We start from the raw sequence: 22937 nt of genomic DNA on the forward strand, positions 1-22937 counted from the left end.
TCAGAATATTTCTGGGGGGCTTTTTTATGAACTATGAACTTCAGCAGCCCTCCTTTCGGAATTTAATGAGAAAAGCTTTATCCAATACTTACTATAGCAAGACCTTTAGTGCTGTAGCCATAGCTTTGATTGTCGCACTTAGCCTGCTGCCATTCATTGCCCTGTGTTGGTACGCTCATCCTTCGGGAGATGACTTTCTCACTGGCAATGACGTTCGAAAGCATGGACACTGGGGCTATATCGGGTTCACCTACCTGCAATGGTCGGGCAGATACACTTCTCTCGCATTTCAGTCATTGCTTAATCCAGTAGCTTATGGCAATACCACAGAGGGCTATGGGCTCGTCTGCCTATTGGTTTTGCTGCTTTTATTAGGTGCATGCTATTTGCTATTTCGCGCCCTCCTGGGTGAGCAGTTTCAGCAAAAGTACCTGTGGCTGAGTAGTGGCGTGTTTGTAGCCCTGTTTCTACTTCAAATGCCGAGTCCGGCCGAAGGGATCTACTGGATTACCAGCGCTTACAATTACCTGCTGCCAGCTTCCTTAACCTTGATTCTGCTGGCTGCATTAGTGAGCCACGCTAGCGCGCCAACTCGGGCAGCTAGGCGCAAATGTCTACTGATAAGTGCTTTGCTGACGGTGCTTTTAGTAGGCAGCAACGAAACAAACTCGTTACCGCTGCTAATCGGGCTGCTTGGCTTTACGGCGCTTCGTTATATACAGCACCGCCGCCTCGACTGGGATTATCTATTCCTGTGCGCTGTACTGTTAGGTGCTTGTATAGTGGCGTTTGCAGCTCCTGGCAACTACGTACGACTCAACCAGGCTACTCGCTATATCAGGCTGCTCGATTGCGTGCACCACGCCGCTTCGGCCGCTTATCGTTGCTTGATTGACTGGACGGGTAATGGCGTGCTGCCAGCCATTACGCTGCTCCTTCTGCCCCTTGGCCACCGACTAAGCCGCATACCAGACCTGCCACTGAATCGGGTGGCGCAAAACCCCTTTTTTATTGGGCTCTTCATGGTGGTTACGATGGTGGCTGTCTTAACAATGGGCTACTCGATCAGCAACCACTTGATGCCACCCCGGTCGCTTAATGTACTGTATCTATTCTTTATAGGAGGCTGGTTTCTGCATGCCTATGCCTGGGCCCGGTTGGTGTGGCAGCGCTTCCATTGGCTGCCAAATTCGCTACCTACTCTTGTTCGCTGGGTGCTCTTTGGGTGGTTATTTTTTGGGTTTTTTATGACCTCCCATTTTCAAATGCGCGTTAATCGGCAACAAAACAATGTAGTTGCCGCCTACCAGGACTGGCTGGGGGGTGCCGGCGCACGCTATGATGCTCAGCTAACCGCTCGTTATACATATCTGCGCGCCTCAACGCGCCGAAAGGAGATAGTAGAACCATTGCAGAATCCGCCCAGGACTATACTCTTTCTTGACCTTGGTAGTAACCCTAATAGCTGGACAAATCTGGCTTACGCAGAGTTTTTTGGTAAAAGCAGTATTCAAACCAGCTCCAAGTAGATACCGCTTTACTCTGCAAGCCGAAAAGACTCGCCGCGCAAATGCATGGTTTTCAGCAGCGGACACACCTTGTAGCGCTCCTCATGCGTATCCTGCCACAGCGACTCCAGCACATCGTATACCCGACCAACCCCTATCAGATTGGCCCACTCAAATGGCCCGCGCGGGTAGCTGGTGCCCAGCTTCATACTCTTGTCAATGTCCTGAATGCTGGCTGTGCCTTCCTGCAACGTATAGCACGCCTCGTTAATTAGCATGCACACTACCCGCGGCGTAACCAGGCCTACGCGGTCCTGCACCACGCGGTAATCAGTCCCTAGTGCGGCACAGATTTCAGCAAGCTGGGGGGCATTTTCGGGGTCGTTTAGACTGACTTCCAGCAGCGGACGGTTCAGAAGCGTTGGCAGGCCGCAGAAGCCGAAAGTGAGGGGCGCTTCCTTTCCTAAATCGGCGACACTTTGAGATGAGGTTTCAAAAAACACTACATGCTTAGCTGTTTTCTCAAAACCAAAGTAACCATCGGATCTATAGAAGAAAAGTGCAGTAGCAGTCCGGAGTGCTAATTCAAATGCCGCCATATACTCGTCGTAAACAAGCTTATGATCTTTGTCCGGTTGGATGTCATCGAAGAGCAAGGACAGGAATGTATACTCATGCTCCGAGCCGAACTTCTGGCGAAATTCAGCTTCCATATGATTTGCTCCAATAATCAGCAGGTGCATATTTTCTCGTAAGTTTCGGCTTAAAGATACCTTCCTTCCTCACAACCCTACCAAAATGCCCCCCACCATCATTTATTCCCCCGACGCGCCGGCTCCCATCGGCCCCTATAGCCAAGGTATTCAGGCAGGCAACACGGTTTATATTTCGGGTCAAATTGCCCTGGATGCGCACACGGGCCAGCTTGTTGGCAACGGCGACGTGACGGCCGAAACGCATCAGGTAATGCGTAATCTGCAAGCCGTGCTTCAGGCTGCTGGCCTCACTCTGCGCGATGTGGTAAAGTGCAGCATCTTCGTAAAAGACCTTGGTAATTTTGGTCTTATCAACGACATCTACGGCAGCTACTTTGAGGCTGATTACGCGCCTGCTCGCGAAACCGTAGAAGTTAGCCGACTGCCCAAAGACGTACAGGTTGAAATTTCCTGCGTAGCCGTTCGAGCCTGATAAGATCAGGCGCATCTTCGTTGTTATCACCCAACGACAAACCCGCCCGAGCCAGCCGGCAACGGGCGGTTTTGTCGTACCTTCGCGCCGCGTTTTTTTAGTCTGAGCGCGAATTTTTGTTTGTATGGAAAGAGAAGTTCGGGTGCGATTTGCGCCCAGCCCTACGGGGCCGCTGCACATTGGCGGCGTGCGCACCGCGCTGTATAATTACCTACTGGCCCGCAAGCTGGGGGGCAAAATGCTGCTTCGCATTGAGGATACCGATCAGAACCGCTTCGTGCCCGGCGCCGAAAAGTACATCATGGAAGCCCTGCATTGGGCCGGCATCCAGATTGACGAAGGCCCGGAGCAAGGCGGCCCGCATGCGCCCTATCGTCAGAGTGAGCGCAAGCCCATGTACCGGCAATACGCTCAGCAGCTCATCGACAGTGGCCACGCTTACTACGCCTTCGATACGCCTGAGGACCTGGACGCCATGCGCGCCCGCCTTACGGCTGCCAAGGTGCCTAATCCGCAGTACAACGCCATCACGCGCAACCAGATGCGCAACTCCCTTACCTTGCCCGAAGATGAGGTAAAAGAGCTATTGGCCAGCGATACGCCCTACGTTATCCGCTTGAAAGTGCCCCGCAAAGAAGAGGTACGCTTCCAGGATTTGATACGAGGCTGGGTAGTAGTGCATTCTTCGGCCATTGATGATAAGGTCCTGATGAAGTCGGATGGAATGCCGACGTACCATTTGGCCAACATCGTGGACGATCATCTGATGGAGATTACCCACGTGATTCGGGGCGAAGAGTGGCTGCCCTCGGCGCCGCTGCACGTGCTGCTGTATCGCTATCTGGGCTGGGAAGGTACCATGCCACAGTTTGCCCACTTGCCGCTGCTGCTTAAGCCCGATGGCACTGGCAAGCTTAGCAAGCGCGACGGCGATAAGCTCGGCTTCCCTGTTTTCCCGCTCGAATGGCACGGCATAGACGCCGAAACTGGTGAACCGACTGTCAGCAGTGGCTACCGTGAAAGCGGCTATCTGCCCGAGGCTTTTATCAACTTCTTGGCGTTTTTGGGCTGGAATCCCGGTTCGCAGCAGGAGCTGTTTACGATGGACGAGCTGATCGAGTCTTTCTCGATTGAGCGCGTGAGCAAGTCGCCGGCCCGCTTCGACCAGAACAAGGTGCGCTGGTACAACGAGCAGTACCTGCGAGCCAAGCCCGACACTGAGCTGGCGCAGTACCTGCTGGCCGCTTTGCGCGAGCACAACATCGAGTGCTCGGAGGAAAAAGCCGTACTGATTGCCAGCGTGATGAAGGAGCGCGTAACGTTCCCTCAGGATTTCTGGCGGGAAGCGCAGTATTTCTTTCAGGCCCCAACCACCTACGATGAGCAGGTGATAGCCAAGAAGTGGAACGCGCCTACGGCCGCCGCGCTAACCGAATTTGCCCGTGAGTTGCCTAACTCTTCCGATACTTCACCCGATGGCATTAGAGCGCTGCTTACCCAGGTACTTGAGCGCCAGGGCATCAAGATTGGGCAGGTGCTACAAGCACTGCGCGTGGTGGTAACGGGCGTAAGCGCCGGCCCCGACCTGATGGCTACGATGAGCATTATCGGGCCCGCTGAAACGGCTCAGCGCATCGAAACAGCCGTGCAGAAATTGCCACAATAACTCTGATGTAGGGGCATCATTTCGTGCTGCTGCTACTTTCTGCATCCACTACAGGGGCCGCGCCGTATTGCTACGGGGCGGCCTTTGCGTTTTGGAGCAGGGTGCTGTGACCTAACACACCGAAAAAGGACGACGATATGGCTAAGAAACCCGTCAAAAAGAAGAAAAACGACCCGGAAAAGAAGGCTAGGGTACACAAAGACCTGGAAGGCTTTGAGATAAAAATCAATCCGCTGGGCGAAATCACCTCCACCTATACCATCGAAGAGGTCAACCAGTTTCTGAACCGCCACGTGCGTGACAAGAAGCTGGTGAACCGCGATGGGCAGTTCGGCGAGAAAATCGAAGAAGACGAAGAGTTTCCGCTGGAAGAGGGCACGCCCGAGCCAGAAGAAACGGAAGAGGAATTTATGCGCCGCACGAGCCGCGAGGCCAAGAAGCCCAAGAAATCACCACGCGGCGCGGCCGATGATTCTGATGAGGAAGAGATGATTCCAACCACCGAATCGCCCGAATAGCGCCGCATCTACTCTACTAAAAAAGCCCCCCAACAACCATTGGGGGGCTTTTTTAGTAAGTGTCAACTACCTAGCCTGAGCACTGACATAGTAGAAAATCATAAGTCAGCGGTCAATCTTCCATGCAATCATAGCATTTCACTATACTTGAGAAACTTTTGCTTTTCTCTCTTTCGCTATGCAATCCCACGACGTAGACTACCGCATTCTGGGCAACGATATTCAGGTGCTCGAGGTAGAGCTCGACCCGAACGAAACCGTCATTGCCGAAGCCGGCGCGATGGTGTATATGGATGAGGCTATTGCTTTCGAAACGAAGATGGGCGATGGGTCGGAGCCTGATCAGGGACTGATGGGCAAGATTTTCTCGGCGGGGTCGCGCCTGCTCACGGGCGAGTCGTTGTTTATGACGCATTTTACGCATCGTGGCGGCTATGGCAAAAGCCGGGTGGCGTTTTCGGCACCGTATCCGGGCACCATTCTTCCGCTTGATTTGCGCACGCTGCCGCAAGGACTGATTGTGCAGAAAGACGGGTTTCTGGCGGCGGCGCGCGGCACGAAAGTCGCAATTCACTTTAACCGCCGCCTGGGTGCGGGCTTTTTCGGGGGCGAAGGCTTTATCCTCCAGAAGCTCACGGGCGATGGCAAAGCCTTTATTCACGCCGGCGGCACCGTCATTGAGAGGCAGCTGAATAATGAATTGCTGCGCGTGGATACCGGCTGCGTAGTTGCCTTCGAGCCCAGCATCGACTTCGACATTGTGCGCGCTGGGGGGCTAAAATCAATGATTTTCGGCGGCGAAGGGTTGATGCTGGCTACCTTGCGCGGCACCGGTAGAGTATGGGTCCAATCGATGCCCGTCAAGAAACTAATTCAGGCGCTCATGCCCAATGGCGGCAATGCCAAAAAGGAAAGCGGCGGTATACTGAGCAGCTTCCTAGAGGAGTAAGACCACACATGTAAGCTCGCGTCATCGCTACGGAGCACATTCTTGACTCTATGTTATTGCGCGGGCTTATCAACCGTTGCTAAAGCTGCGTGGCTATGAAGCCAATGCTAACGACTAATGTGCAAACTAAGGCGCAGATAAACCCCATAGTCAGGATGGCACTCAGCGAAGAAAGCTCGCCCTCTTTAGAAGTAGAGTTGCGGCGGGAAACATAGGAGCGGGAGCGGGTAGTAGGGGCGGGCACAGTGTGAAGTCTAATCGTTTGAGATTTGCACAAAGTCAATACCCCCGTAATATATCAACAATAATGCCGTCTAAAATAGTTATATATCATCTTTATTTTCGCGCATTTAATAACCACCTAAAGTGCTAAGCCTTAAGTCCTGTTTCAGCAGCAATGCACTTAGAGCTTCCTCACCGATTGCAGCTTGCCCGTATGGTACGTTTCTACTTTCTCGGCCTGCCCGCTGGGTGAGTACGAAATCCAGTCGCCCAGCCAGTAAAAGTGCGCGTCGGTAGCGTCGGTCTCGAATTGTGCTTGCCCGCGTTTTGCCACCCGGCCATTGGGGTGATAATAAGTAATAAGCTGCCGACCAGCCGGCCGGCGCAAATAAACCTCCTGCCGCTCTAGTACGCCTGACAGACCATAGTAGCGCCAGCGCCCGACTGGCTGGCCATGTTTGAAACGCCCTTTAGTACCTATTTTCTGGTACTGCTCATCATAATAGGCGTTCCATCGGCCGTGTCGCTCGCCGGTGCGGTCGTACTCATTAAGTGACCAAAATCCGATGGGTAGCCGGTTGCGTGAGGTAGCGGTAGAAGCTGAGCTAGCACAGGACGAGAGCCACAGCCCCAGGGCTACAATCCAAAGTTTCTGACGCATACGGGTGCTGGTTGAAGTTAAAGCGGAGTAACAACAACGCGCGGCACGCCGCTGGTAGTTTCAACTAAAGAACCGCTTTTTTCAAACCTCATATTCGGGTTTAATTAGCTGGTCATGAGTCTATAAAATGCGCAGAATTTCGTCTAGCAGTTCTCGCGAGTTGCTTAAGCGAGGCACTTTATGCTGCCCGCCAAGCTTGCCTTTGCTGGCCAGCCAACGCTCAAATGTGCCCGCCGGAGCTACCGTAAGCTGGGGCGGAGCCAGCGCCATGTCACGGTGCCGCTTGGCGTCGTAGTCGGAATTGAGCTGGCGCAGCGTGTGGTCCAGCACGGCAACGAACTGGTCGGGGCTGGGGGGCATTTTTGTGAACTCGATAAGCCACTGATGGCCGCCGCGGGAACCAGCCGACGCATCGAAGTAGATGGGCGCGGCCGTGTAGTCGCGCACGGTGGTACCAGTAGCCTGGCAGGCGGCAGCAATAGCGGCGTCGGCATTTTCAATCACGACTTCCTCGCCGAAAGCATTCAGAAAATGCTTGGTGCGCCCAGTGATGCGGATACGATAAGGCGCCAGACAGGTAAAACGCACCGTATCGCCGATTTTGTAGCGCCATAGTCCGGCATTGGTACTGATTACCAAGGCATAGCTGCGCCCAAGCTCTACTTCATCCAGCTGAAGGGTGCGCGGATTCTCTGCCTCAAACTGATCAGCAGGGATAAACTCGTAGAAAATGCCGTGGTCGAGCAGGAGCAGCAGATCTTCCGAGTCAGGCTCGTCCTGCACCGCGATGTAGCCTTCCGAGGCATTATAAATCTCCAGGTAGCGCATGCGCTCGTGCGGAATCAGCTCCTTGAACAGCGCCCGATAAGGCCCAAAGGCTACCGCGCCGTGCAGAAAAAGGCGCAGGTTGGGCCAAACCTCCGTGATATAATCGGCGCCGGCTAAGGCCGTTACGCGGCGCAGCAACAGCATCATCCAGGTAGGCACCCCCGCCAGCGTAGTCACATCGACGTGCTGTACGTGGCGGGCAATGCGCTCAATTTTCTCTTCCCACTCATCCAGCAAGGCCAACTCCAGCGGAGGAGTGCGCAGGAACTCAGCCCACCGGGGCAAATTCTGCATGATGACCGCCGACACATCGCCGACGCGGGAGCTGGAGTCGTCGGGGCGAAAAGGGTTGGGGCCGTGCGTGCCGCCCAGAGACAAGGTTTTGCCCCCCAGAATCCGCTCCGACGGATACAGCGCCGTAGCCAGCGCCACCATGTCGCGGCCGGCGCGGTAATGGCCCGCATCCAACGATTCGCGGGTGACGGGAATGTACTTGCTCCGCGCGTTGGTCGTGCCGCTGGATTTGGCAAACCACGTCACCTGGCCCGGCCACAGTACGTTGGGCTCGCCCTTCAATACTCGCTCAATGGCAGGGTACAAGTCTTCGTAGCTGCTAACGGGCAGACGCTGGGCCAGCTCGCGGCCGTCGAAGGCGTCGGCGAAGCCGTAGCGCTGTCCCCATTCCGTAGCCTGTGCCGTGTGGAGCAGCCCCCGTAACAGTTCGCGCTGCACCTCGTGCGGGTGGCTCCGAAAGTGGTTGATAGCAGTCAATCGCCGCTGCACGGCCCAGGTAATAATTGAGTCAATCATTGTTGCCTAAGCAATGGGGTTGTACTCTCGTGACCGTCATGCAGAGCATTCTGCGCATGAAGCAGAGATGAAACATCTCGCGTGTTTACCAAGATTACTAATCAGACGTGAGCACGCGAGATGTTTCGTCCCTGGCTTGATGCGCCATATGCTCTGCATGACGGCCATTTACGGCGCTAGATCTTGCGCTTATACTCGAAATGCTTGCCTAAGTATACACGGCGCACGGTTTCATCGGCGGCCAGCTCTTCGGCGGTGCCGGCTTTGAGCAGCTTGCCTTCGAACAGCAGATACGCCCGATCGACGATGCTGAGCGTTTCGTTCACGTTGTGGTCGGTGATGAGGATGCCGATATTCTTGTGCTTGAGCTTGGCCACGATTCCCTGAATCTCCTCCACGGCGATGGGGTCAACGCCGGCAAAGGGCTCGTCGAGGAGAACGAATTTGGGGTCGACGGCCAGAGCGCGGGCAATTTCGGTGCGGCGCCGCTCCCCGCCGGAAAGCACCCGACCCAGGTTTTTGCGCACATGGGTGAGGCTGAACTCATTGAGCAATTCCTCTACCTTATCACGCTGAGCTTGCTTTGGCAGATCCGTCATCTCCAGCACCGCCAAGATATTTTCCTCCACCGTCAAGTCGCGAAAAACGGACGCTTCCTGCGCCAGATAACCTACTCCGCGCTGAGCCCGCCGAAACATGGGCAGCTTCGTAATATCTTCATTGTCGAGGTGTATGGAGCCTGAGTTCGGCTTCACCATGCCCACAATCATGTAAAAGCAGGTGGTTTTGCCAGCCCCATTCGGCCCCAGCAAACCCACAATTTCGCCCTGCTCCACAGTTACGCTCATGTCGTTGACCACGGTGCGGGCCTTGTAGGTTTTGATCAGGTGGTCGGCGCGTAAAATCATGGGGTAAAGGTAGGACGGTTGGCGGGTTTTAAACTTAGCGGTCATGCAGAGGCGACGCCGAAGCATCTCGCGTGTTTAGCGGGATTATTAATCTCACTTCAGCGCGCGAGATGCTTCGGCTCCGCCTCTGCATAACCGCCTTTATTACGCTTAAATTTAATTACGCCTTAGGAGACAGCAGCTGCATACGCAAAGCTTGCTGAGCGGGCGTGGGGGCCGGACTGGCCTCTACCACGTTGGTCAGCTCTACCTCAAACTCCTGGGGTGTTGCCTGGCGCTCCTGGGGGGCTTTTTGGTCTTTGGATTGAAAGCGCACTTTCACGGGCGCGGCCGTGGTTGGCTCTACCAACGGGCGCAGGAGCTTTTCGGCATTCGACATATCCAGCTTGGTGCCATTCACAGCCAGAATCACATCGTCGTCTTGCAGGCCGAAAGCGTTCTGATCGGGCGCGGTGGAAGCTACTTTGAACTGTTGCTTTTCGGTATCATAGCCAAAGCCTAAACGGCCAAAGGCCAGTACTTTACTTTGCTCCGTGGGAGCGTAGCGCCAGCCTATTTTGGCGAAATACTCGGCGTAAGGCAAAGGCTGATTGCCAATAACATACTGATCGAAGAACTGCTGAATCTGCGGATTCGTGAGGGCCACAATTTCCGGGATAAGCTTATCGTCCTCGAAGGAGCGCGTGGGGCCGTACTTCTGGCGCAAGGTCAGGAGCACATCGCGCAGGCTCTGGCGGCCCTGGCTCAGCTCCTGAATGCGGATATCGAGCAAGAGGCCAATCAGGGCGCCTTTATCGTACACGTTCTGGTACATATCCTTGTAGGGCGGCACCAGAATATTGCGGCTCATCTCCGTAAACGACACATCCTTGAACTTGGAGGCGTTGTCGATTTTCTCCTTCATCTTTTCCCGGAAGGCATCGGGCGTTACCAGGCCGCCACGCACCTGCACGAGCTGAGCGAAGTACTCGGTTACGCCCTCGTACAGCCACAAGTGCTGCGACATTTTGGGGTCGCGAAAGTCGAACTCACCTATCTCGCGGCTATGGATGTTCAGCGGCGCCAGCATGTGCAAGAACTCGTGGGAGGCTACCTCCTGCACCATGCTGCGCAGGCGCGCTGAGTCGGGGAACTCGGGCAGGAAATACACCGAGGAATACGAGTGCTCCATGGCGCCAAAACCGCCGTCTTTGCTGATCAGCGGGGAGCCTAAAGCCGGGAAATACATCAGGAAATGGTATTTCGGCACGGGCATTTGCCCGAAAAACTGGGTCAGGGCTTCGGCCATGGGGCGCATGATTTCGCGCACGTCGGCGGCCTTTATCTGGCCCGTTTCCGATACCACCGATACGCCAATGCGGGCGCCGCCGGTAGCGAAGCTGGTTGTGTCGGGGCGGCTGTAAAGGATCGGGCCGTCGGCCAGATCGACGTAGTTAGGCGCCGTAAATACATCCTGAGTGGGCGTGGGGGCCTTTTTTTCCAGGGAAGTAGCGCCGTAGAGGTCGGCGGGCTTGGCTACCGTTACCTGGTAAGGCGCCATTTTGTAGCCCTCCAGGTAGCCGTACAGCCCGTAGTGGTTGAGCACGTAGTTGTTGCCCGCTTCGAAGTTGGTGCCGCCGGGCTGGAAGATAAAATCGTCGCCCTGCTTGGCGTCCCAGGTATCATCCACTAAGTACTCAAGGCGCGTCAGGTTTTTGGCCTTGCTGATAACAAACAGGTTAGGATTAGGCTGCGTGACTTTCAGGGCTCTGCCTTTTTTGTCGAAAGCCTTGAAGCTGGTAACGAAGCGGCCGTAGTCCTTTTTGGAGTAAGAGCCCGGCACCACCGAAGGCATCACATACGATACCTGCGACTCTTTCACGGGGGGCGTATTCACGACCACGCGCACCTGATCATTAGTCACATTCTGCAAATCGACGGCAATCTGATAGCCTGCGGAAGCTGGCTTCTGCGCCTGAGCCGCTACGGCGGCCCCTAATCCAAGCCCGAGGGCAAGACCAAGAATTTTCATGCAATAAGAGTATCAGGGAAGGGAAGGAGCGGTTAAAACGAGCGCACAAGGTAACCATTGCTCTCCGCGAATTCTTTTCAACGCAGAATAGCCGAGCCGGATTCCCTATACTGCAGTTCGACGCCAGATACGCCCTTATTTTGCCCCCCAGCATGACTCGTTCTACTACTGTTAGTCGCTATGCACTTGGCCTGCTGCTCGTGGTGGCCGGAGTGCTGCATTTTGTAGCGCCGGCGCCGTATCTGCGCATTATGCCGCCGTATCTGCCAGCTCCGCTCCTGCTGGTATACCTGAGTGGCCTGTGCGAAATCGGGCTGGGACTGGGGCTTTTTTTCCGACAAACCAGGCGTTGGGCGGCCTGGGGTACGGTGGCCTTATTTATAGCCGTACTGCCCGCAAACATGTATATGGCTCAGGCCAATGACACCTTATTTCATTTGCCTGAGTGGCTGGTGTGGGGCCGGCTGCCGTTGCAGCTGGTGCTCATTGCCTGGGCATGGCGACATACAAAACCGGACTAACTCAGAACCTTAGCTTATAGGTTAGCTCGTACTTTTGCCCCCCAGCTTTCCGTGTTATATGCCAACCACTACTCTACCGTCTTCTTCTACTCGCTGGCAGCGGCTGGTGAACCACCCCGCCAGTTTGCCGGCCGTCTATGTCCTGCTGACGGTGGCCGCTACGGTGGTGCAGTTTCTAAAGAGCAGCAATCTGCCTTATACCAACTACAATAACTACATCATCTTCCGCAACGCGTTTTACCACCTGTTGCAGGGCCAGGATATGTACATTCTGCACCTGGTGGAGCAGTACGATTTGTATAAGTACAGTCCCACGTTTGCCCTGCTCATGGGCCCGTTTGCGGTATTGCCCAATTTTATAGGCCTGCTGGGCTGGAATGCGCTGAACGCCGCTGCGCTCTACTGGGCCGTGCAACAACTGCCCACCATTGATACCAGAGCCCGCCGCGTGGTACTGTGGCTGTCGGCCATTGAGCTGCTGACTTCTATGCAAAATGCCCAGAGCAACGGGCTGGTGGCAGGTTTGATTATTGGGGCGGCAGTGGCGCTGGAGCGTGCCCGGCCGGGAAGAGCGGCCCTGTGGCTGTTGCTGAGCGTGTTCGTGAAGCTGTTCGGACTGGTGGCTTTCGTGCTGTTCTGGCTGTATCCGCGGCAGCGGGTGCGTTTCGTGCTGTGGTCGGTGGGGCTGGGAATCGTGCTGGCGCTGCTGCCGCTGGTAGTCGTATCGCCCGCTGAGTTACTGGCCCAATATCAGAGCTGGGTCGTTATGCTCAAGGCTGACCATTCGGCTTCCTTCGGGCTCTCAGTGATGGGCTGGCTGGAAACATGGTTCGGATTTTTGCCCCCCAAGACGGCCGTGGTACTGGTAGGAGCAGCGCTGTTCTGCCTGCCGCTGCTGCGATTTCAGCAATACCAGCACGCAGCGTTTCGGACGGGCATGCTGGCGGCGGTGCTGCTGTGGGTAGTCGTGTTCAATCATAAGGCCGAGTCGCCTACGTTCGTTATTGCGGTGGCCGGCGTGGGGCTGTGGTGGAGCTTGCAGCCCAGCCGGCGCTGGCCCGATCTGGTGCTTTTGTGCAGCGTCGTTCTGTTCACGGTGCTCTCCCCCACCGATCTGTTTCCGCGCTTCCTGCGTAAGGCCTACGTGGTGCCTTACGTGCTCAAAGCCGTGCCCTGCATCTTTGTGTGGGCGCGCCTGACGGTGGAGCTGCTAACCCGCGATTTTGCCCCCCAGCCTGCCTCAGCCTCCAAAATACCCGCTACGGCGGCGCCTGCCGCTTCTCTTTCCGTCTAGCTTCTCCCCTGCTTTATGCCCCCCGAATACGCTCAATTATTGATGAAGCTGGTCAAGTATGGCGTGGTGGGAGGCTTTGGGGTAGCAGTCGATTTCAGCCTAACATATCTGGCCAAAGAGAAGCTACGGCTGAATCCGTATGTAGCCAATGCTATTGGCTTCAGCGTGGCTACCTGCGTCAATTTCTTCCTGAACCGCATCTGGACTTTTCGAAGCCACGACCCTGCTATTCTGGGTCAGTTCGGATATTTCGCGCTGGCCGCAATTATCGGATTAGGCCTGAACACCTTGCTCCTGCGCTGGCTGTATCAGCGCTGGAAAGTGCCGTTTTACGTCGCTAAGCTGATTTCTACCGGCGTAGTCGTGATCTGGAATTTCGTGATTAACGCTTTTTATACGTTTGCTTAATTCGGAAGCGGGATTTACTCTTCCCAGCGAATGTCCTTCAGGCGCAGCTGAAGTTTTTTTGCGCCCCGGAACTCATTCATTTCCACCGTGTAGCACACACTGAAGGGGCTTCCCTGCATAATGCGGTCGAGGTATTCACCTAGTCCAAAACCGATGGCATCTACCGTGTGGTGACCATCCTGGGTGAGCACGAGCTTGAGGTGAGAGTTGCCAACAATACGCGCCGAATGGGGTACGATATATACGTTTTGCGACTCAAATACCGGGTTGGAGTTGCCTGGCCCGAATGGCTCCATTTGCCGCAGCAGGTTAAAGAAGCCCGGCGTTATATCCTTCAGCTTGAGTACGCCGTCAATTTCAACGGGCGGAATCATCTGTTCGGGCAGGATGCGGCTGGCCACGATGCGCTCAAACTTTTCGCGGAAAGCCGGCACGTTTTCGACGGGCAGCGTGAGGCCGGCCGCGTACATATGCCCCCCAAACTGGTCGAGCAGGTCGGCACACTCCCCGATGGCCTCGTGCACATCGAAGCCCACCACGGAGCGTGCCGAGCCAGTGGCTTTGCCGTCGTTGCTGGCCGTGAGGATAATGGTGGGGCGGTAGTATTTGTCGAGGCAGCGCGAGGCTACAATGCCCACCACGCCCTTGTGCCAATCCTGCTTGAAGAGCACCGTGGAGCTAGCCGTGCGCAGCACCGCGTCGTCCTCAATCATTTGCAGCGCCTCCTTCGTGGTACTGGTGTCGAAGCCGCGCCGCTCCTGATTGGTTTTGTCCACGACGCCGGCTTTCTCCTTAGCTTCCTCCTTGGACTGCGCCAGCAGCATTGCTACCGAGCGTTTGGCATCGCCCATGCGACCAGCGGCATTGATACGCGGGGAAAATCCGAAAACCAGGCTCGTGATATTCAGCTCATTTACGCCTAAGCCAGCCAACTCGCGCAGGGCATCGAGGCCGGGGCGCTGGGAGCGCTGGGGGTCATTGAGCAAGCGAAGCCCATGATACGCCAAAATGCGGTTTTCGCCGGTAATGGGCACGATATCGGCCGCAATACTAACAGCCAGCAAATCAAGCAGCTCATGAAGCGGCTCTTCGTCCAGACCCAGGTGCTCGCCCAGGGCCTGCATAAGCTTGAAGCCTACACCACAGCCCGACAACTCCTTATATGGGTACTCACAGTCGGTGCGCTTGGGGTCGAGCACGGCCACGGCGGGGGGCAATTCCTGACCAGGCAAGTGATGGTCGCAGATGATAAAATCGACGCCACGGGTGTTGGCATAGGTTACTTTATCTACTGATTTCACGCCGCAGTCCAGCGCAATAATCAGCGCGTAGCCATGCTGAGCGGCGTAGTCAATGCCGGCTTCCGAAACCCCGTAACCCTCCTGGTAGCGGTCGGGAATGTAGTAGTCGATGCGCTTGGGGCCAAAAAGCGGGAGCAAATACGAGTACACCACGGCCACTGAAGTAGTGCCGTCCACGTCATAGTCGCCGAATACGAGCACCCGCTCGCCCTCATGCAGGGCGCGCACGAGGCGCTCCACGGCACGGTCCATGTCGCGCATGCGCAAGGGGTTGGGAAGCTCCTGGAGCACGGGCCGGAAGTACGCGCGCGCTTCCTCAAAAGAACTCACCTCTCGCTGACAGAGTAAGCTAATAATGGCCTCGTTTACGCGTAGTGCATCGGCCAGTTGCCGCACGGTGGCGGGCTCAGGCACGGGCTTACGAATCCATCTCTTTTCCATACTATTCGGCGGGGGTCGCCGAGAGCCGGCGGCGACTTCAAAAGTAAGCAGAAAAACCGCGCGCCGCCCACGAATCCGTATTTTTGCCCCCCAGCCTTCGGTCCCAGCGTTTTATGAAAAAGCTCCGCGCGTTTTACCAGCAATACCGGCAATACATCCTCACCGATGGCCTGATGTACCTGGTTTTCATCCTGTTTATTGCGCTGCTGTTCGTTTTCTTCTCGTAGCGCGGACGGGAGGATTTGACGTTGCTTTTCTTCCCCTACGAATTATCCCCGCGCAGCTTGCGGAACCGCTTGCGGGCCTCGGCTACATAAATACTCCCCGGATACTTCACCAGCACCTGATTGTAGAGCTCCTGGGCCTTGGCCTGATCTTTCACGTCTTCTTCCATAATAGTGGCCGTCAGGAAGAGGGCATCGTCGCTGAGCACGTCGTATTTGGGATTGCCGGTGATGCGGCTGAGCGTCGAAATTGCCCCTTGATAGTCGCCGGTTCGGCGCTGAAGCTGGCCTTTCAGATACCAGGCGTCGTCGGTGAGGGCGTGGCCGGGATATTTCTGCAAGAGGTTATCGAGGCCCTTCAACGCTTCTGTCAACTTGTTCTGGAATACCAGCTGCTCTACGGCCGCATACTCACGCAGGGCCACGCCAGACGTATCCTGGGCGGTATTATCAGTAATGAGCAGGCTGAGCTGCATGGCATCGTTGGCGATTTCGCGGCTGGTGGCCTGCTTTAGAATATCGAGGTGGCTCTGGGCCAGCTTGAAGTTGCCGGCGTAGTAGTTCAGGCGGGCGTTGCGCAGCTTGGCGTCGTAGCCCACGGGCGAATCCTTGTGCGACTTTTCCACTTGCGAATACAGCAGCGTGGCCTCCCAGGGCTCATTGCGCAGCAGATAGATATCAGCCAGATTGAGCTTGGCGTCGTCTACCACCGTCAGGCTCGCGCGGGGCATATCAATTACCTGTTGCAAAAGGGCCATGGCTTTGGGCTTATCGGCGAGCTGAAAAGCGTAGAGCGTAGCCATATTGCGCAGCACCGGAGCGGTTTCGGGCGTGCGGCCCAATTCGGTTAGCACCTGCTCATACTCGGTAATGAGGCTGCGGATTTTGGCCACATCCACGGGAAAGGTATTGCGCACCTGCTCCTCGCGGGTTTGCACCAGGCGCTGCCGGGCCACCGGGTAAAATGGTCCCTGCTTATGCTCCCGAATCACGTACTCATAGCCGGCAATGGCACTTTCATAGTCTTTGTTGCGCTGGGCAATAGCGGCGAGGTCGAGCACGCGGCCACCCTCGGCGCGGGCGCGGCGGTCGAGGGCCTTGGCCTGCACGAGGGCGCCGGTGAAGTCGCGGCGCTGCACCTGCAGCCACAGCAGCAGTTCGCTGTACACTACCTGATCGGGGTTCTGCTGCACGTTGGTGAGCAGGATTTTCTCCAGCGCCTCGAAGTCCTTTTCCTCGCGCAGGCTGTTCTGAAGCATGTTGCGCACGAAGGGCAATTGCCGGTCGTCGTCGCGGATGAGGCGCAGGGTTTCGGCCATCAGGGGGGCATTTTGCCCGCTCTGGGTGTAAAGCTGAATAAGCTGGGGGGCAAATTCGGTTTCGTTGCCGGCCAGCTGGCGTCCGCGCAGATAGGTTTTCTCAGCCCACTCCGGCAGCTTACGCTTCATAAACTCCGTCGCTACGGGTACCACCTGCTCGGCCGCGAGCTGGCTTACTACCTTCTCATATTGCTTGTTGGCTGCCGACTGGTCGCCGCTGGCGGTATAAATGCCCCCCAGCAGCACGCCGTAGCTTATTTCCTTGGGCTGCTGCCGAATGGCTTTCTTCACCAGCTTCTCCGCGTCTTTGTGGCGCTTCAGATTTTGCAAAGCGCCCACGTAATCGGGCAGCACGTTGGGGGCCAATTGCTCGTCGGCGCGCAGGCGGTTGAAGAGGAAAGCCGCTTTCTCGAACTCGCCTTTACGGACGTACTCGCGGGCCAGGGCAATGTCGCCGCCCTCCTGCTGAGCATGCAGTGGCACGGCCAGCGCCACACTTAGCAGGATTAAAAGAGCGAAACGAAGCTGACGAAGATCAGGGAACAGCATAGCAGCGGATTAGTGACGTGTGCAAATAACTGGTTACGGGCCAGTTTCATTTCACCACCGAGAAGAAAGTAACGCAATGACCAAGTAAAAGATCGTAATAATCTACTTAGTAAAACTGCACACTTTGGTTAATAGTGTGTGAGGTACAACGGATACTGCCGGTATATATACTCAACAAAAAAGGGTCGCTCTTGCGACCCTTTTTCACTTACCTAGTAACACTCGATTTAAAAGAACTTCGTGCGCTCGTCTTTGATGTTGGCGTTAGCTTTTACCGCTTCGTAGGTGGCGCCATCGGTGCGGGCGGTACGCTGCGAAGCAAGCTGTTGGCGAACGGCTTTCAGATCGGCAGGGGCAGCAGCGGGCGTGATACTTACAGGCTCCACGATTACTACGCCCTGCTCACCCTGGATGGGGGCTGACTTCTGGCCGGGCTTCAACCCGAATACCTTGCCTACAGCTACTGGCTCAGCGCCCAAGCCCTGAATAATACCAGAGCTGGCAACTACGTCGTTAGCCGTTTTCACCTGAGCTTGTGAGCCGTAGCCAGCAGCAATCTGCTCCAGCGTTCCGGTCTTGCCTTTCAGCTTCTCCATGATCTGCTGGGCCTTCAGGTCATTGCGAACCGCGGCAGTCAGTTCAGGCCGAATGCTGGATATGTCAGCAGTGCCTTTGGTGCGCTCGCCGGTAAGGGCAGCAATCACGTATTGGTCACCAATTTCAAAAACCTCCGATACATCACCGATTTTGGTTTCTGGTCCGCCTTGGTTTGCACCATACGCCCAGCGCACGATTGCCCGAGCACCTTGCAGGTTGTTCACAGCCTGGTCACCGCGGCCAAGGCCTTTCACCTCCAGCTTTTGCAGCGACTTATCAGCAGCTACTGCTTTGCGGAAAGTCTCCAGGTTGGTGGCGGCACCTTTCAGCTCCTGCGCTTTCTGGTAAGCAGTCTCACGGGTAGCTTCGCTCGGCACAAGGTTCTTCTGCACAGCGGCTATCTGATACGTTTGGGTGGTTTTAGGAGCCGTAACCTTAATGATATGATAGCCGAATGAGGTTTCAACCGGGTTAGGCAGCAAGCCAACAGCAGTAGCACCAAAAATAGCTTTCTCAAACTCCGGCACCATGCGGCCCTGCGTGAACCAGCCTAAGTCGCCGCCGGTAGCGGTAGTACCATCAGTACCGTACTGACGGGCCATAGCGGCGAAATCAGCACCTTCTTTAATTTGGGCCAATACGTCTTTGGCCTTCGCCAGCGCGGCAGCTTTGGCTTCTGGTGTCGTGTTTTCGGGCTTGATAAGTATGTGGCTGGCGCGGGCGGCTGGCTGAGTGCCGGCTTTTTGGCCCGTCACTTTGAAGATGGAGTACACACCATTCTCGGCGTAAGGGCCATACACCTGGCCTACCTGCAACGGCAGCTGCTCGCGGAGCTTCTCGGGCAAATCGGCGGGCGAAACGTAGGCACCGCTGTAAGGCTGGTCGGAGTTGAGCTTGGCGAACAGCGAGTCATTAGGAGCCGTACGGAACTGAGCCGTCAGCTGATCAACGGAAGCACGTACGGCGGCGCTGTCTTCTTTTGAAGCCGTTACCGGGATGGTCACGTACTCGATGTCACGACCGTCTTCCACCTTATAGCGGCCTTTATTTTTGTCCAGATAAGCCTGCAATTGAGCGTCCGTTACTTTCACCGCCGAATCCGAAATAGAGAAGTACGGTACGATGAGGTAGCGAATATTGGCGCGGGTGTTCTGAGCTTCATGGAAGCGCTTAGCCTCGGCCGAGGTTACGTAGGTGCTCAGCTTAAGCAAGTTATTGTACTTTGTAGCCAAGCGGTCGGGAGTCAGGCCGGCCTCAAAATTCCGCCACTGATCCTGCGCCTGGGGGGGCAATTTGTCGAGGTTCTTCAGGTACTCAACCACCTTATTGCGGTCGAACTGGCCGGTTTGCGGATCGGAGAAGGCCTGGCGAATGCTAGGGTGCACGTTGCGGCCCTGCACCATGTCGTAGAGTTCATCGTCGCTTACCGCTAAGCCCAGCGCCTCAAATTGCTCCTTGAAAGCAATGCGATAAATGGTCTGATTCCAGGCCTGATCGCGAAGGTAGCCGAGGGTGTTTTCGTCGGGCTGGCGGCCCTGCTGAGCGATAAAAGCCTGCTTGGCTTGCTCAAGGGTATTGTTGAAGTCATTGAGCTCCACTTTCTCACCGGATATCTCCCCTACCGTCGTATCGTTGCGATTGAAGAGTCGGTTCTGGCCCGAAATCAGGTCGCCGCCGATAATGAAGAGCAGTAGGCCAAAAACGATGGCGCCGACGGCCCAGCCCGATTTTTCTCGAATCGTGTTAATTAATGCCATGTACTTGAAAAAAAGCGCAGTATAGAAAAGTGGAAAGAGTCGCAAAATAACCAGAATCCGCCGGACATTCAAAGCGCATTGCCAGAATGCCCCCAGCAGACGATTGCCTAGCGGCGGCCTTTCTTGCGGGGAGCAAGGTTGCGCGACTGTGATTTGGTGGGTGCAGACTTGGCTGGCGCAGCCGGACCGGGCGTATCGGCTTTGGTCTGGCCCAGGTAGCGGTACCACATCATGCAGGCAAACGACACCATAAACAGCCAGTAATTGCGCGAAATGGCGTCCAGACTATTCGACAGAATGGTTTCATAGACGCCAATAACCAGGGCTACTACCGCCACGGAAAACAGCACGGTGCGCCCCAGCGCTCTATCAAATTTAAAATCCATGCGGTTGCTATGGTATAAACCAACGGATTGCGTTGGCTAGTTTATTTAGTCGCTTAAAAAGCTCCCAGCCACGTAGGAAGTAATGCACCAGCATGGCTGAGGGGCTTTTTCGTTACTCTTCTACCGGCGTTTCGACGGTGAAGACGCCAGCGGGTTTGAGAATTTTGTAGCGCGAGAAATTCTGGTTGGCGGTCAGGCCGGTGCCTGTCAGAATTTCGGTAGGCGTTTCGACGCGCACAAACTTTTCGGTGTAGATGATGGCTTTCTGCTTGTCGTAATACAGCTCTTCGGAGTTCATCTTCTGCTTCTTCTCCTCATTGCTCACCCGCACATCACTGCGCACGAGGTAAAGGTCTTTGGCTTTGTCGTACCGGCCGTACTTGCCCTGCAGCGTATTCACGATGCCGCCATCCTTTGAGTAGAAGGTCACCTTCATGCCCTTCGGGTATACTTGGTCGCCGCTTTCGAATTGCTGCGACACAGGAGCCGTCAGCTTGATCTGGAGTTTGGCCGAGTCGCTGACCAGCATGGTCACGTTGGTGGCTTCCAGTAGTGGCCCATTGTACACTACTTTCTTTTTGACCTCGGCGTCATTTTTCTGGCAACCCGTACTTAAACCGGCCACCATTAAAATGCCCCCCAGGAGCCTCATCCAACTACGACTAAGCGTTTGCACGAGCGTACCTTGGTTACTCAATGCGCCGCTTGATAAACCAGCGGTTGTTGAGCGTTAGGCCCAGTTGCACCCGTACATAGTCTTCGCGCACGTTGCCATTGGGGTTATCCACGTTGGGGTCGGTGTTGCCGCGCTGCCCGTAGGTGAAGGCCAGGTTCATGCTGGCGGCTTCCAAAGGCGTAGCCGATGGTACAGGAAGGCTGAAACCCCAGCTTACAGCGCGGTCGTAGAGCGTTTGGCCAGCCGGACGGTATGGCAGCTGCGCGGCACTAATGCCAGCACGGTAAGTCACTCGCTTGAAGTAGTTATCCACGGAGGTCGGATCGGGGGTATATTCGCCCCCCAGCCCTACGCGCACCGTATTATCCAGAGGAGTGCCGATGCCGGCCCCACCAGTTATACCAAAGGAGCGGAACTTCGACCATTGCTGGTGAGCTACATCGAGGTTGGCGCTGAAGTTTTTGTTGTTGTCGATGCTGATGCCGAATTGAGCCATGGCGGGCACGCGGGCCTCACCTTTCTGACTGTCTTCCAGCTGAATACGCTCCAGCTGATTGCCGGCAACGTCTTCGCGGTCCAGGGAAGTATTGCGCACGCCGTCTATGCTTGAGCGGAAGGTATAAACGCCCCCCAGACTATAGTTGAGCTTGCTGTTGATTGCGCCCCGGTAGTGCACCGCGCCCCGGAAGGTAAAATCAGAGTAGCGCACGTGTTCCAGCAATACTACACTGGCCAGCTGCGAAGGGTCGGTAACGCCTGCGGGTGCTACCTGCGTAGCTACGCGCTGGTCGATGCTGCCGAATACGTATGCGGCCGTACCGCCCACCGTCAGGCCTTTAGCCAATCGGTAGGCCTGCCCTATGTAAGCCTCCGACAGGCCACCCTCGCCCTGATAGCGCTTGAGTACTTGCGTGCCAGCAGGTCCGGCAGCTACGGTTTCGATTACATTGCTCTCATAATCGACGGCGCTGTAGGGCTTCAGGCCAACAGCGCCAGCCCAACTCTTAGACAGCGGCACGGCCAGGGCCAGATAGCCCAGCGTACCGCTTCCATCGCGCTGAGAATTAGTTTGGTTACGAAGCGTTTTGATTTGCCCATTCACAGCCATTTCGTAGGTAGTTCGAGCTGTGTAATAAAGCAGAGCCGGGTTCAGCTCGTTTATATGAACGCTGTTAGGCGCGGCCAAACCGACACCGCCCATTCCTTGCTGACGCGCCCCGCCAGTATTGAGGTTGAAATCGCCCAGGCCCAAGCGCGAGTACGGCGAGTTGCCGAGCCCTTGTCCTTGGCTTTGCGGCGCTGTTGCCAAACCCATCAACCCTACACCGACCAGGCCGGCTAATTTATTCTTCCACATAGTCAATGGTATGCACCAGTATTCGGTGAAGCCCGAGCAGCACGAGTTCGGGAATTACAAAGATAGGGCCTTTGAGCCGCGATTGAAAAAAGGCCGCGTCGCCGCCCGCCAGGAGTACTCCCAACGCGGGCCGCTGAGCGCGGTACTGATCAAGGAGTCCATTCACTTCCGCCACGGCCCCATTGAGCACGCCGCTTCGGATAGCCGATTCTGTGTCATCACCGGTCAGCGGAATATCGGTCAGCAGGTTGGGGGGCATTTCCAGTAACGGCAGCCGGCCCGTAAACGTGTGTAGCGCCTGAAAGCGCAGCCGCAGCCCCGGTGCAATGCTACCGCCCCGAAACGTATGCCCGCCTTCCACCCAGTCGCACTTGATGGCCGTACCCGCGTCAATTATCAGTGTGTCGCGGCCCGGCCGGAGCCACGCCGCGCCCACTGCCGCCGCTAGCCGATCAGCGCCGAGAGTCTGAGGAGTTGCATATCCATTACGGATAGGCAGAGGCGTAGATGCCGGTTTAAACTCCACTATCCGCCCCGGCACTTGCGCGCACAGATCAGCAGCCCACGTATCTGTCGGCCCCGCCACCGACGCCAGAATCACGTGCGTTGGCTTCCACCTTTGCACCACCTCGCCAACTTGCTCTTTGGTCTGAGCAATGGCGGTTTCGCGCAGTACATCGTCCTCGAAGCAACCGTATTTCACGGTGGTGTTGCCAATGTCGAGGGTGAGGGTGCGCATGAAAACAGAGCTTATGAAAGGCACTAGCTAAGTCAGTTCTTCCCGGAAAGAAGTAACCGATCATAACGGCCACCAAAGCAGTCGGGATGAATGAAATAC

General features: G+C 55.9%; 20 protein-coding genes. 8 read left to right on the top strand and 12 right to left on the bottom strand.

Going from position 1 to position 22937, the window contains the following annotated elements; genetic code table 11:
* Window positions 1-65 precede the first annotated feature (65 nt).
* On the top strand, window positions 66-1529 hold the full coding sequence (locus tag IEW06_RS05125) for a DUF6056 family protein (protein ID WP_229743044.1): 1464 nt from the start codon (window positions 66-68) through the stop codon (window positions 1527-1529).
* Between the two features lie 8 nt (window positions 1530-1537).
* Here IEW06_RS05125 and IEW06_RS05130 read toward each other — a convergent pair whose 3' ends face one another.
* Window positions 1538-2221, bottom strand: coding sequence for a 3-hydroxyacyl-CoA dehydrogenase family protein (locus IEW06_RS05130; RefSeq protein WP_229743045.1), 684 nt, complete (start codon window positions 2219-2221; stop codon window positions 1538-1540).
* A gap of 85 nt (window positions 2222-2306) precedes the next feature.
* Between IEW06_RS05130 and IEW06_RS05135 the strand changes: the two genes are divergently transcribed.
* The 4 genes from IEW06_RS05135 (at window position 2307) to IEW06_RS05150 (ending at window position 5829) form a co-directional block, all read left to right on the top strand.
* Window positions 2307-2696, top strand: a complete 390-nt coding sequence (locus IEW06_RS05135) for a RidA family protein (RefSeq protein ID WP_188547598.1) — start codon at window positions 2307-2309, stop codon at window positions 2694-2696.
* 124 nt (window positions 2697-2820) lie between these two features.
* Window positions 2821-4362: a glutamate--tRNA ligase gene (gene gltX, locus IEW06_RS05140; RefSeq protein ID WP_187733605.1), complete on the top strand. Its 1542-nt coding sequence runs from the start codon at window positions 2821-2823 to the stop codon at window positions 4360-4362.
* Between the two features lie 137 nt (window positions 4363-4499).
* A complete protein-coding gene (locus IEW06_RS05145; protein ID WP_187733604.1) occupies window positions 4500-4880 on the top strand; it encodes a hypothetical protein in 381 nt (126 codons plus the stop codon).
* 178 nt (window positions 4881-5058) lie between these two features.
* Window positions 5059-5829 (top strand): TIGR00266 family protein, encoded by a 771-nt coding sequence (locus IEW06_RS05150; protein WP_188547600.1) that lies wholly within the window; start codon window positions 5059-5061, stop codon window positions 5827-5829.
* A gap of 403 nt (window positions 5830-6232) precedes the next feature.
* Here the strand turns inward: IEW06_RS05150 and IEW06_RS05155 are convergent, their stop codons facing one another.
* From IEW06_RS05155 to IEW06_RS05170, 4 genes are all read right to left on the bottom strand, one after another.
* Window positions 6233-6712 (bottom strand): toxin-antitoxin system YwqK family antitoxin, encoded by a 480-nt coding sequence (locus tag IEW06_RS05155; protein WP_187733603.1) that lies wholly within the window; start codon window positions 6710-6712, stop codon window positions 6233-6235.
* Between the two features lie 120 nt (window positions 6713-6832).
* A complete protein-coding gene (locus IEW06_RS05160; protein ID WP_188547603.1) occupies window positions 6833-8350 on the bottom strand; it encodes a GH3 auxin-responsive promoter family protein in 1518 nt (505 codons plus the stop codon).
* A 176-nt stretch (window positions 8351-8526) separates the two neighbouring features.
* On the bottom strand, window positions 8527-9258 hold the full coding sequence (gene lptB, locus IEW06_RS05165; protein ID WP_187734211.1) for an LPS export ABC transporter ATP-binding protein: 732 nt from the start codon (window positions 9256-9258) through the stop codon (window positions 8527-8529).
* 160 nt (window positions 9259-9418) lie between these two features.
* Entirely contained in the window at window positions 9419-11269 is a 1851-nt protein-coding gene (locus tag IEW06_RS05170) for a M61 family metallopeptidase (RefSeq protein WP_188547604.1), read from the bottom strand.
* A gap of 152 nt (window positions 11270-11421) precedes the next feature.
* Between IEW06_RS05170 and IEW06_RS05175 the strand changes: the two genes are divergently transcribed.
* The 3 genes from IEW06_RS05175 to IEW06_RS05185 are packed head-to-tail and all read left to right on the top strand — an operon-like array spanning window position 11422 to window position 13492.
* A complete protein-coding gene (locus tag IEW06_RS05175) occupies window positions 11422-11790 on the top strand; it encodes a DoxX family protein (protein WP_187733601.1) in 369 nt (122 codons plus the stop codon).
* Window positions 11791-11848: 58 nt separating this feature from the next.
* On the top strand, window positions 11849-13084 hold the full coding sequence (locus IEW06_RS05180) for a glycosyltransferase family 87 protein (RefSeq protein ID WP_187733600.1): 1236 nt from the start codon (window positions 11849-11851) through the stop codon (window positions 13082-13084).
* Window positions 13085-13099: 15 nt separating this feature from the next.
* Window positions 13100-13492, top strand: a complete 393-nt coding sequence (locus IEW06_RS05185; protein ID WP_188547605.1) for a GtrA family protein — start codon at window positions 13100-13102, stop codon at window positions 13490-13492.
* Window positions 13493-13506: 14 nt separating this feature from the next.
* Here IEW06_RS05185 and recJ read toward each other — a convergent pair whose 3' ends face one another.
* The 7 genes from recJ to IEW06_RS05220 all read right to left on the bottom strand — a co-directional run bounded on the left by recJ (window position 13507) and on the right by IEW06_RS05220 (window position 22838).
* Window positions 13507-15234, bottom strand: coding sequence for a single-stranded-DNA-specific exonuclease RecJ (recJ, locus tag IEW06_RS05190; RefSeq protein WP_188547606.1), 1728 nt, complete (start codon window positions 15232-15234; stop codon window positions 13507-13509).
* Window positions 15235-15496: 262 nt separating this feature from the next.
* Window positions 15497-17326 (bottom strand): tetratricopeptide repeat protein, encoded by a 1830-nt coding sequence (locus IEW06_RS05195; protein ID WP_187733598.1) that lies wholly within the window; start codon window positions 17324-17326, stop codon window positions 15497-15499.
* A gap of 227 nt (window positions 17327-17553) precedes the next feature.
* On the bottom strand, window positions 17554-19680 hold the full coding sequence (locus tag IEW06_RS05200; RefSeq protein WP_188547607.1) for a peptidylprolyl isomerase: 2127 nt from the start codon (window positions 19678-19680) through the stop codon (window positions 17554-17556).
* Between the two features lie 107 nt (window positions 19681-19787).
* Entirely contained in the window at window positions 19788-20066 is a 279-nt protein-coding gene (locus tag IEW06_RS21080; protein ID WP_229743046.1) for a hypothetical protein, read from the bottom strand.
* Between the two features lie 112 nt (window positions 20067-20178).
* The gene (lptC, locus tag IEW06_RS05210) at window positions 20179-20763 is read right to left on the bottom strand and encodes an LPS export ABC transporter periplasmic protein LptC (RefSeq protein ID WP_188547608.1); all 585 of its coding nucleotides are present in this window, start codon (window positions 20761-20763) and stop codon (window positions 20179-20181) included.
* Complete coding sequence (bamG, locus tag IEW06_RS05215; protein WP_188547609.1) at window positions 20756-22099, bottom strand: BamG family beta-barrel-assembly machinery protein; 1344 nt, start codon at window positions 22097-22099, stop codon at window positions 20756-20758. Before bamG ends, lptC begins: the two co-directional genes overlap by 8 nt.
* A complete protein-coding gene (locus tag IEW06_RS05220) occupies window positions 22086-22838 on the bottom strand; it encodes a type III pantothenate kinase (protein WP_188547610.1) in 753 nt (250 codons plus the stop codon). Before IEW06_RS05220 ends, bamG begins: the two co-directional genes overlap by 14 nt.
* Window positions 22839-22937 lie beyond the last annotated feature (99 nt).

It is taken from the genome of Hymenobacter qilianensis, assembly GCF_014638675.1.
Lineage (GTDB): Bacteria > Bacteroidota > Bacteroidia > Cytophagales > Hymenobacteraceae > Hymenobacter > Hymenobacter qilianensis.

Coding starts and splice junctions, on each gene's coding strand:
- IEW06_RS05125 (WP_229743044.1), top strand. CDS start 66: ATGAGAAAAGCTTTATCCAATACTTACTATAGCAAGACCTTTAGTGCT.
- IEW06_RS05130 (WP_229743045.1), bottom strand. CDS start 2,221: ATGGAAGCTGAATTTCGCCAGAAGTTCGGCTCGGAGCATGAGTATACA.
- IEW06_RS05135 (WP_188547598.1), top strand. CDS start 2,307: ATGCCCCCCACCATCATTTATTCCCCCGACGCGCCGGCTCCCATCGGC.
- gltX (WP_187733605.1), top strand. CDS start 2,821: ATGGAAAGAGAAGTTCGGGTGCGATTTGCGCCCAGCCCTACGGGGCCG.
- IEW06_RS05145 (WP_187733604.1), top strand. CDS start 4,500: ATGGCTAAGAAACCCGTCAAAAAGAAGAAAAACGACCCGGAAAAGAAG.
- IEW06_RS05150 (WP_188547600.1), top strand. CDS start 5,059: ATGCAATCCCACGACGTAGACTACCGCATTCTGGGCAACGATATTCAG.
- IEW06_RS05155 (WP_187733603.1), bottom strand. CDS start 6,712: ATGCGTCAGAAACTTTGGATTGTAGCCCTGGGGCTGTGGCTCTCGTCC.
- IEW06_RS05160 (WP_188547603.1), bottom strand. CDS start 8,350: ATGATTGACTCAATTATTACCTGGGCCGTGCAGCGGCGATTGACTGCT.
- lptB (WP_187734211.1), bottom strand. CDS start 9,258: ATGATTTTACGCGCCGACCACCTGATCAAAACCTACAAGGCCCGCACC.
- IEW06_RS05170 (WP_188547604.1), bottom strand. CDS start 11,269: ATGAAAATTCTTGGTCTTGCCCTCGGGCTTGGATTAGGGGCCGCCGTA.
- IEW06_RS05175 (WP_187733601.1), top strand. CDS start 11,422: ATGACTCGTTCTACTACTGTTAGTCGCTATGCACTTGGCCTGCTGCTC.
- IEW06_RS05180 (WP_187733600.1), top strand. CDS start 11,849: ATGCCAACCACTACTCTACCGTCTTCTTCTACTCGCTGGCAGCGGCTG.
- IEW06_RS05185 (WP_188547605.1), top strand. CDS start 13,100: ATGCCCCCCGAATACGCTCAATTATTGATGAAGCTGGTCAAGTATGGC.
- recJ (WP_188547606.1), bottom strand. CDS start 15,234: ATGGAAAAGAGATGGATTCGTAAGCCCGTGCCTGAGCCCGCCACCGTG.
- IEW06_RS05195 (WP_187733598.1), bottom strand. CDS start 17,326: ATGCTGTTCCCTGATCTTCGTCAGCTTCGTTTCGCTCTTTTAATCCTG.
- IEW06_RS05200 (WP_188547607.1), bottom strand. CDS start 19,680: ATGGCATTAATTAACACGATTCGAGAAAAATCGGGCTGGGCCGTCGGC.
- IEW06_RS21080 (WP_229743046.1), bottom strand. CDS start 20,066: ATGGATTTTAAATTTGATAGAGCGCTGGGGCGCACCGTGCTGTTTTCC.
- bamG (WP_188547609.1), bottom strand. CDS start 22,099: ATGTGGAAGAATAAATTAGCCGGCCTGGTCGGTGTAGGGTTGATGGGT.
- IEW06_RS05220 (WP_188547610.1), bottom strand. CDS start 22,838: ATGCGCACCCTCACCCTCGACATTGGCAACACCACCGTGAAATACGGT.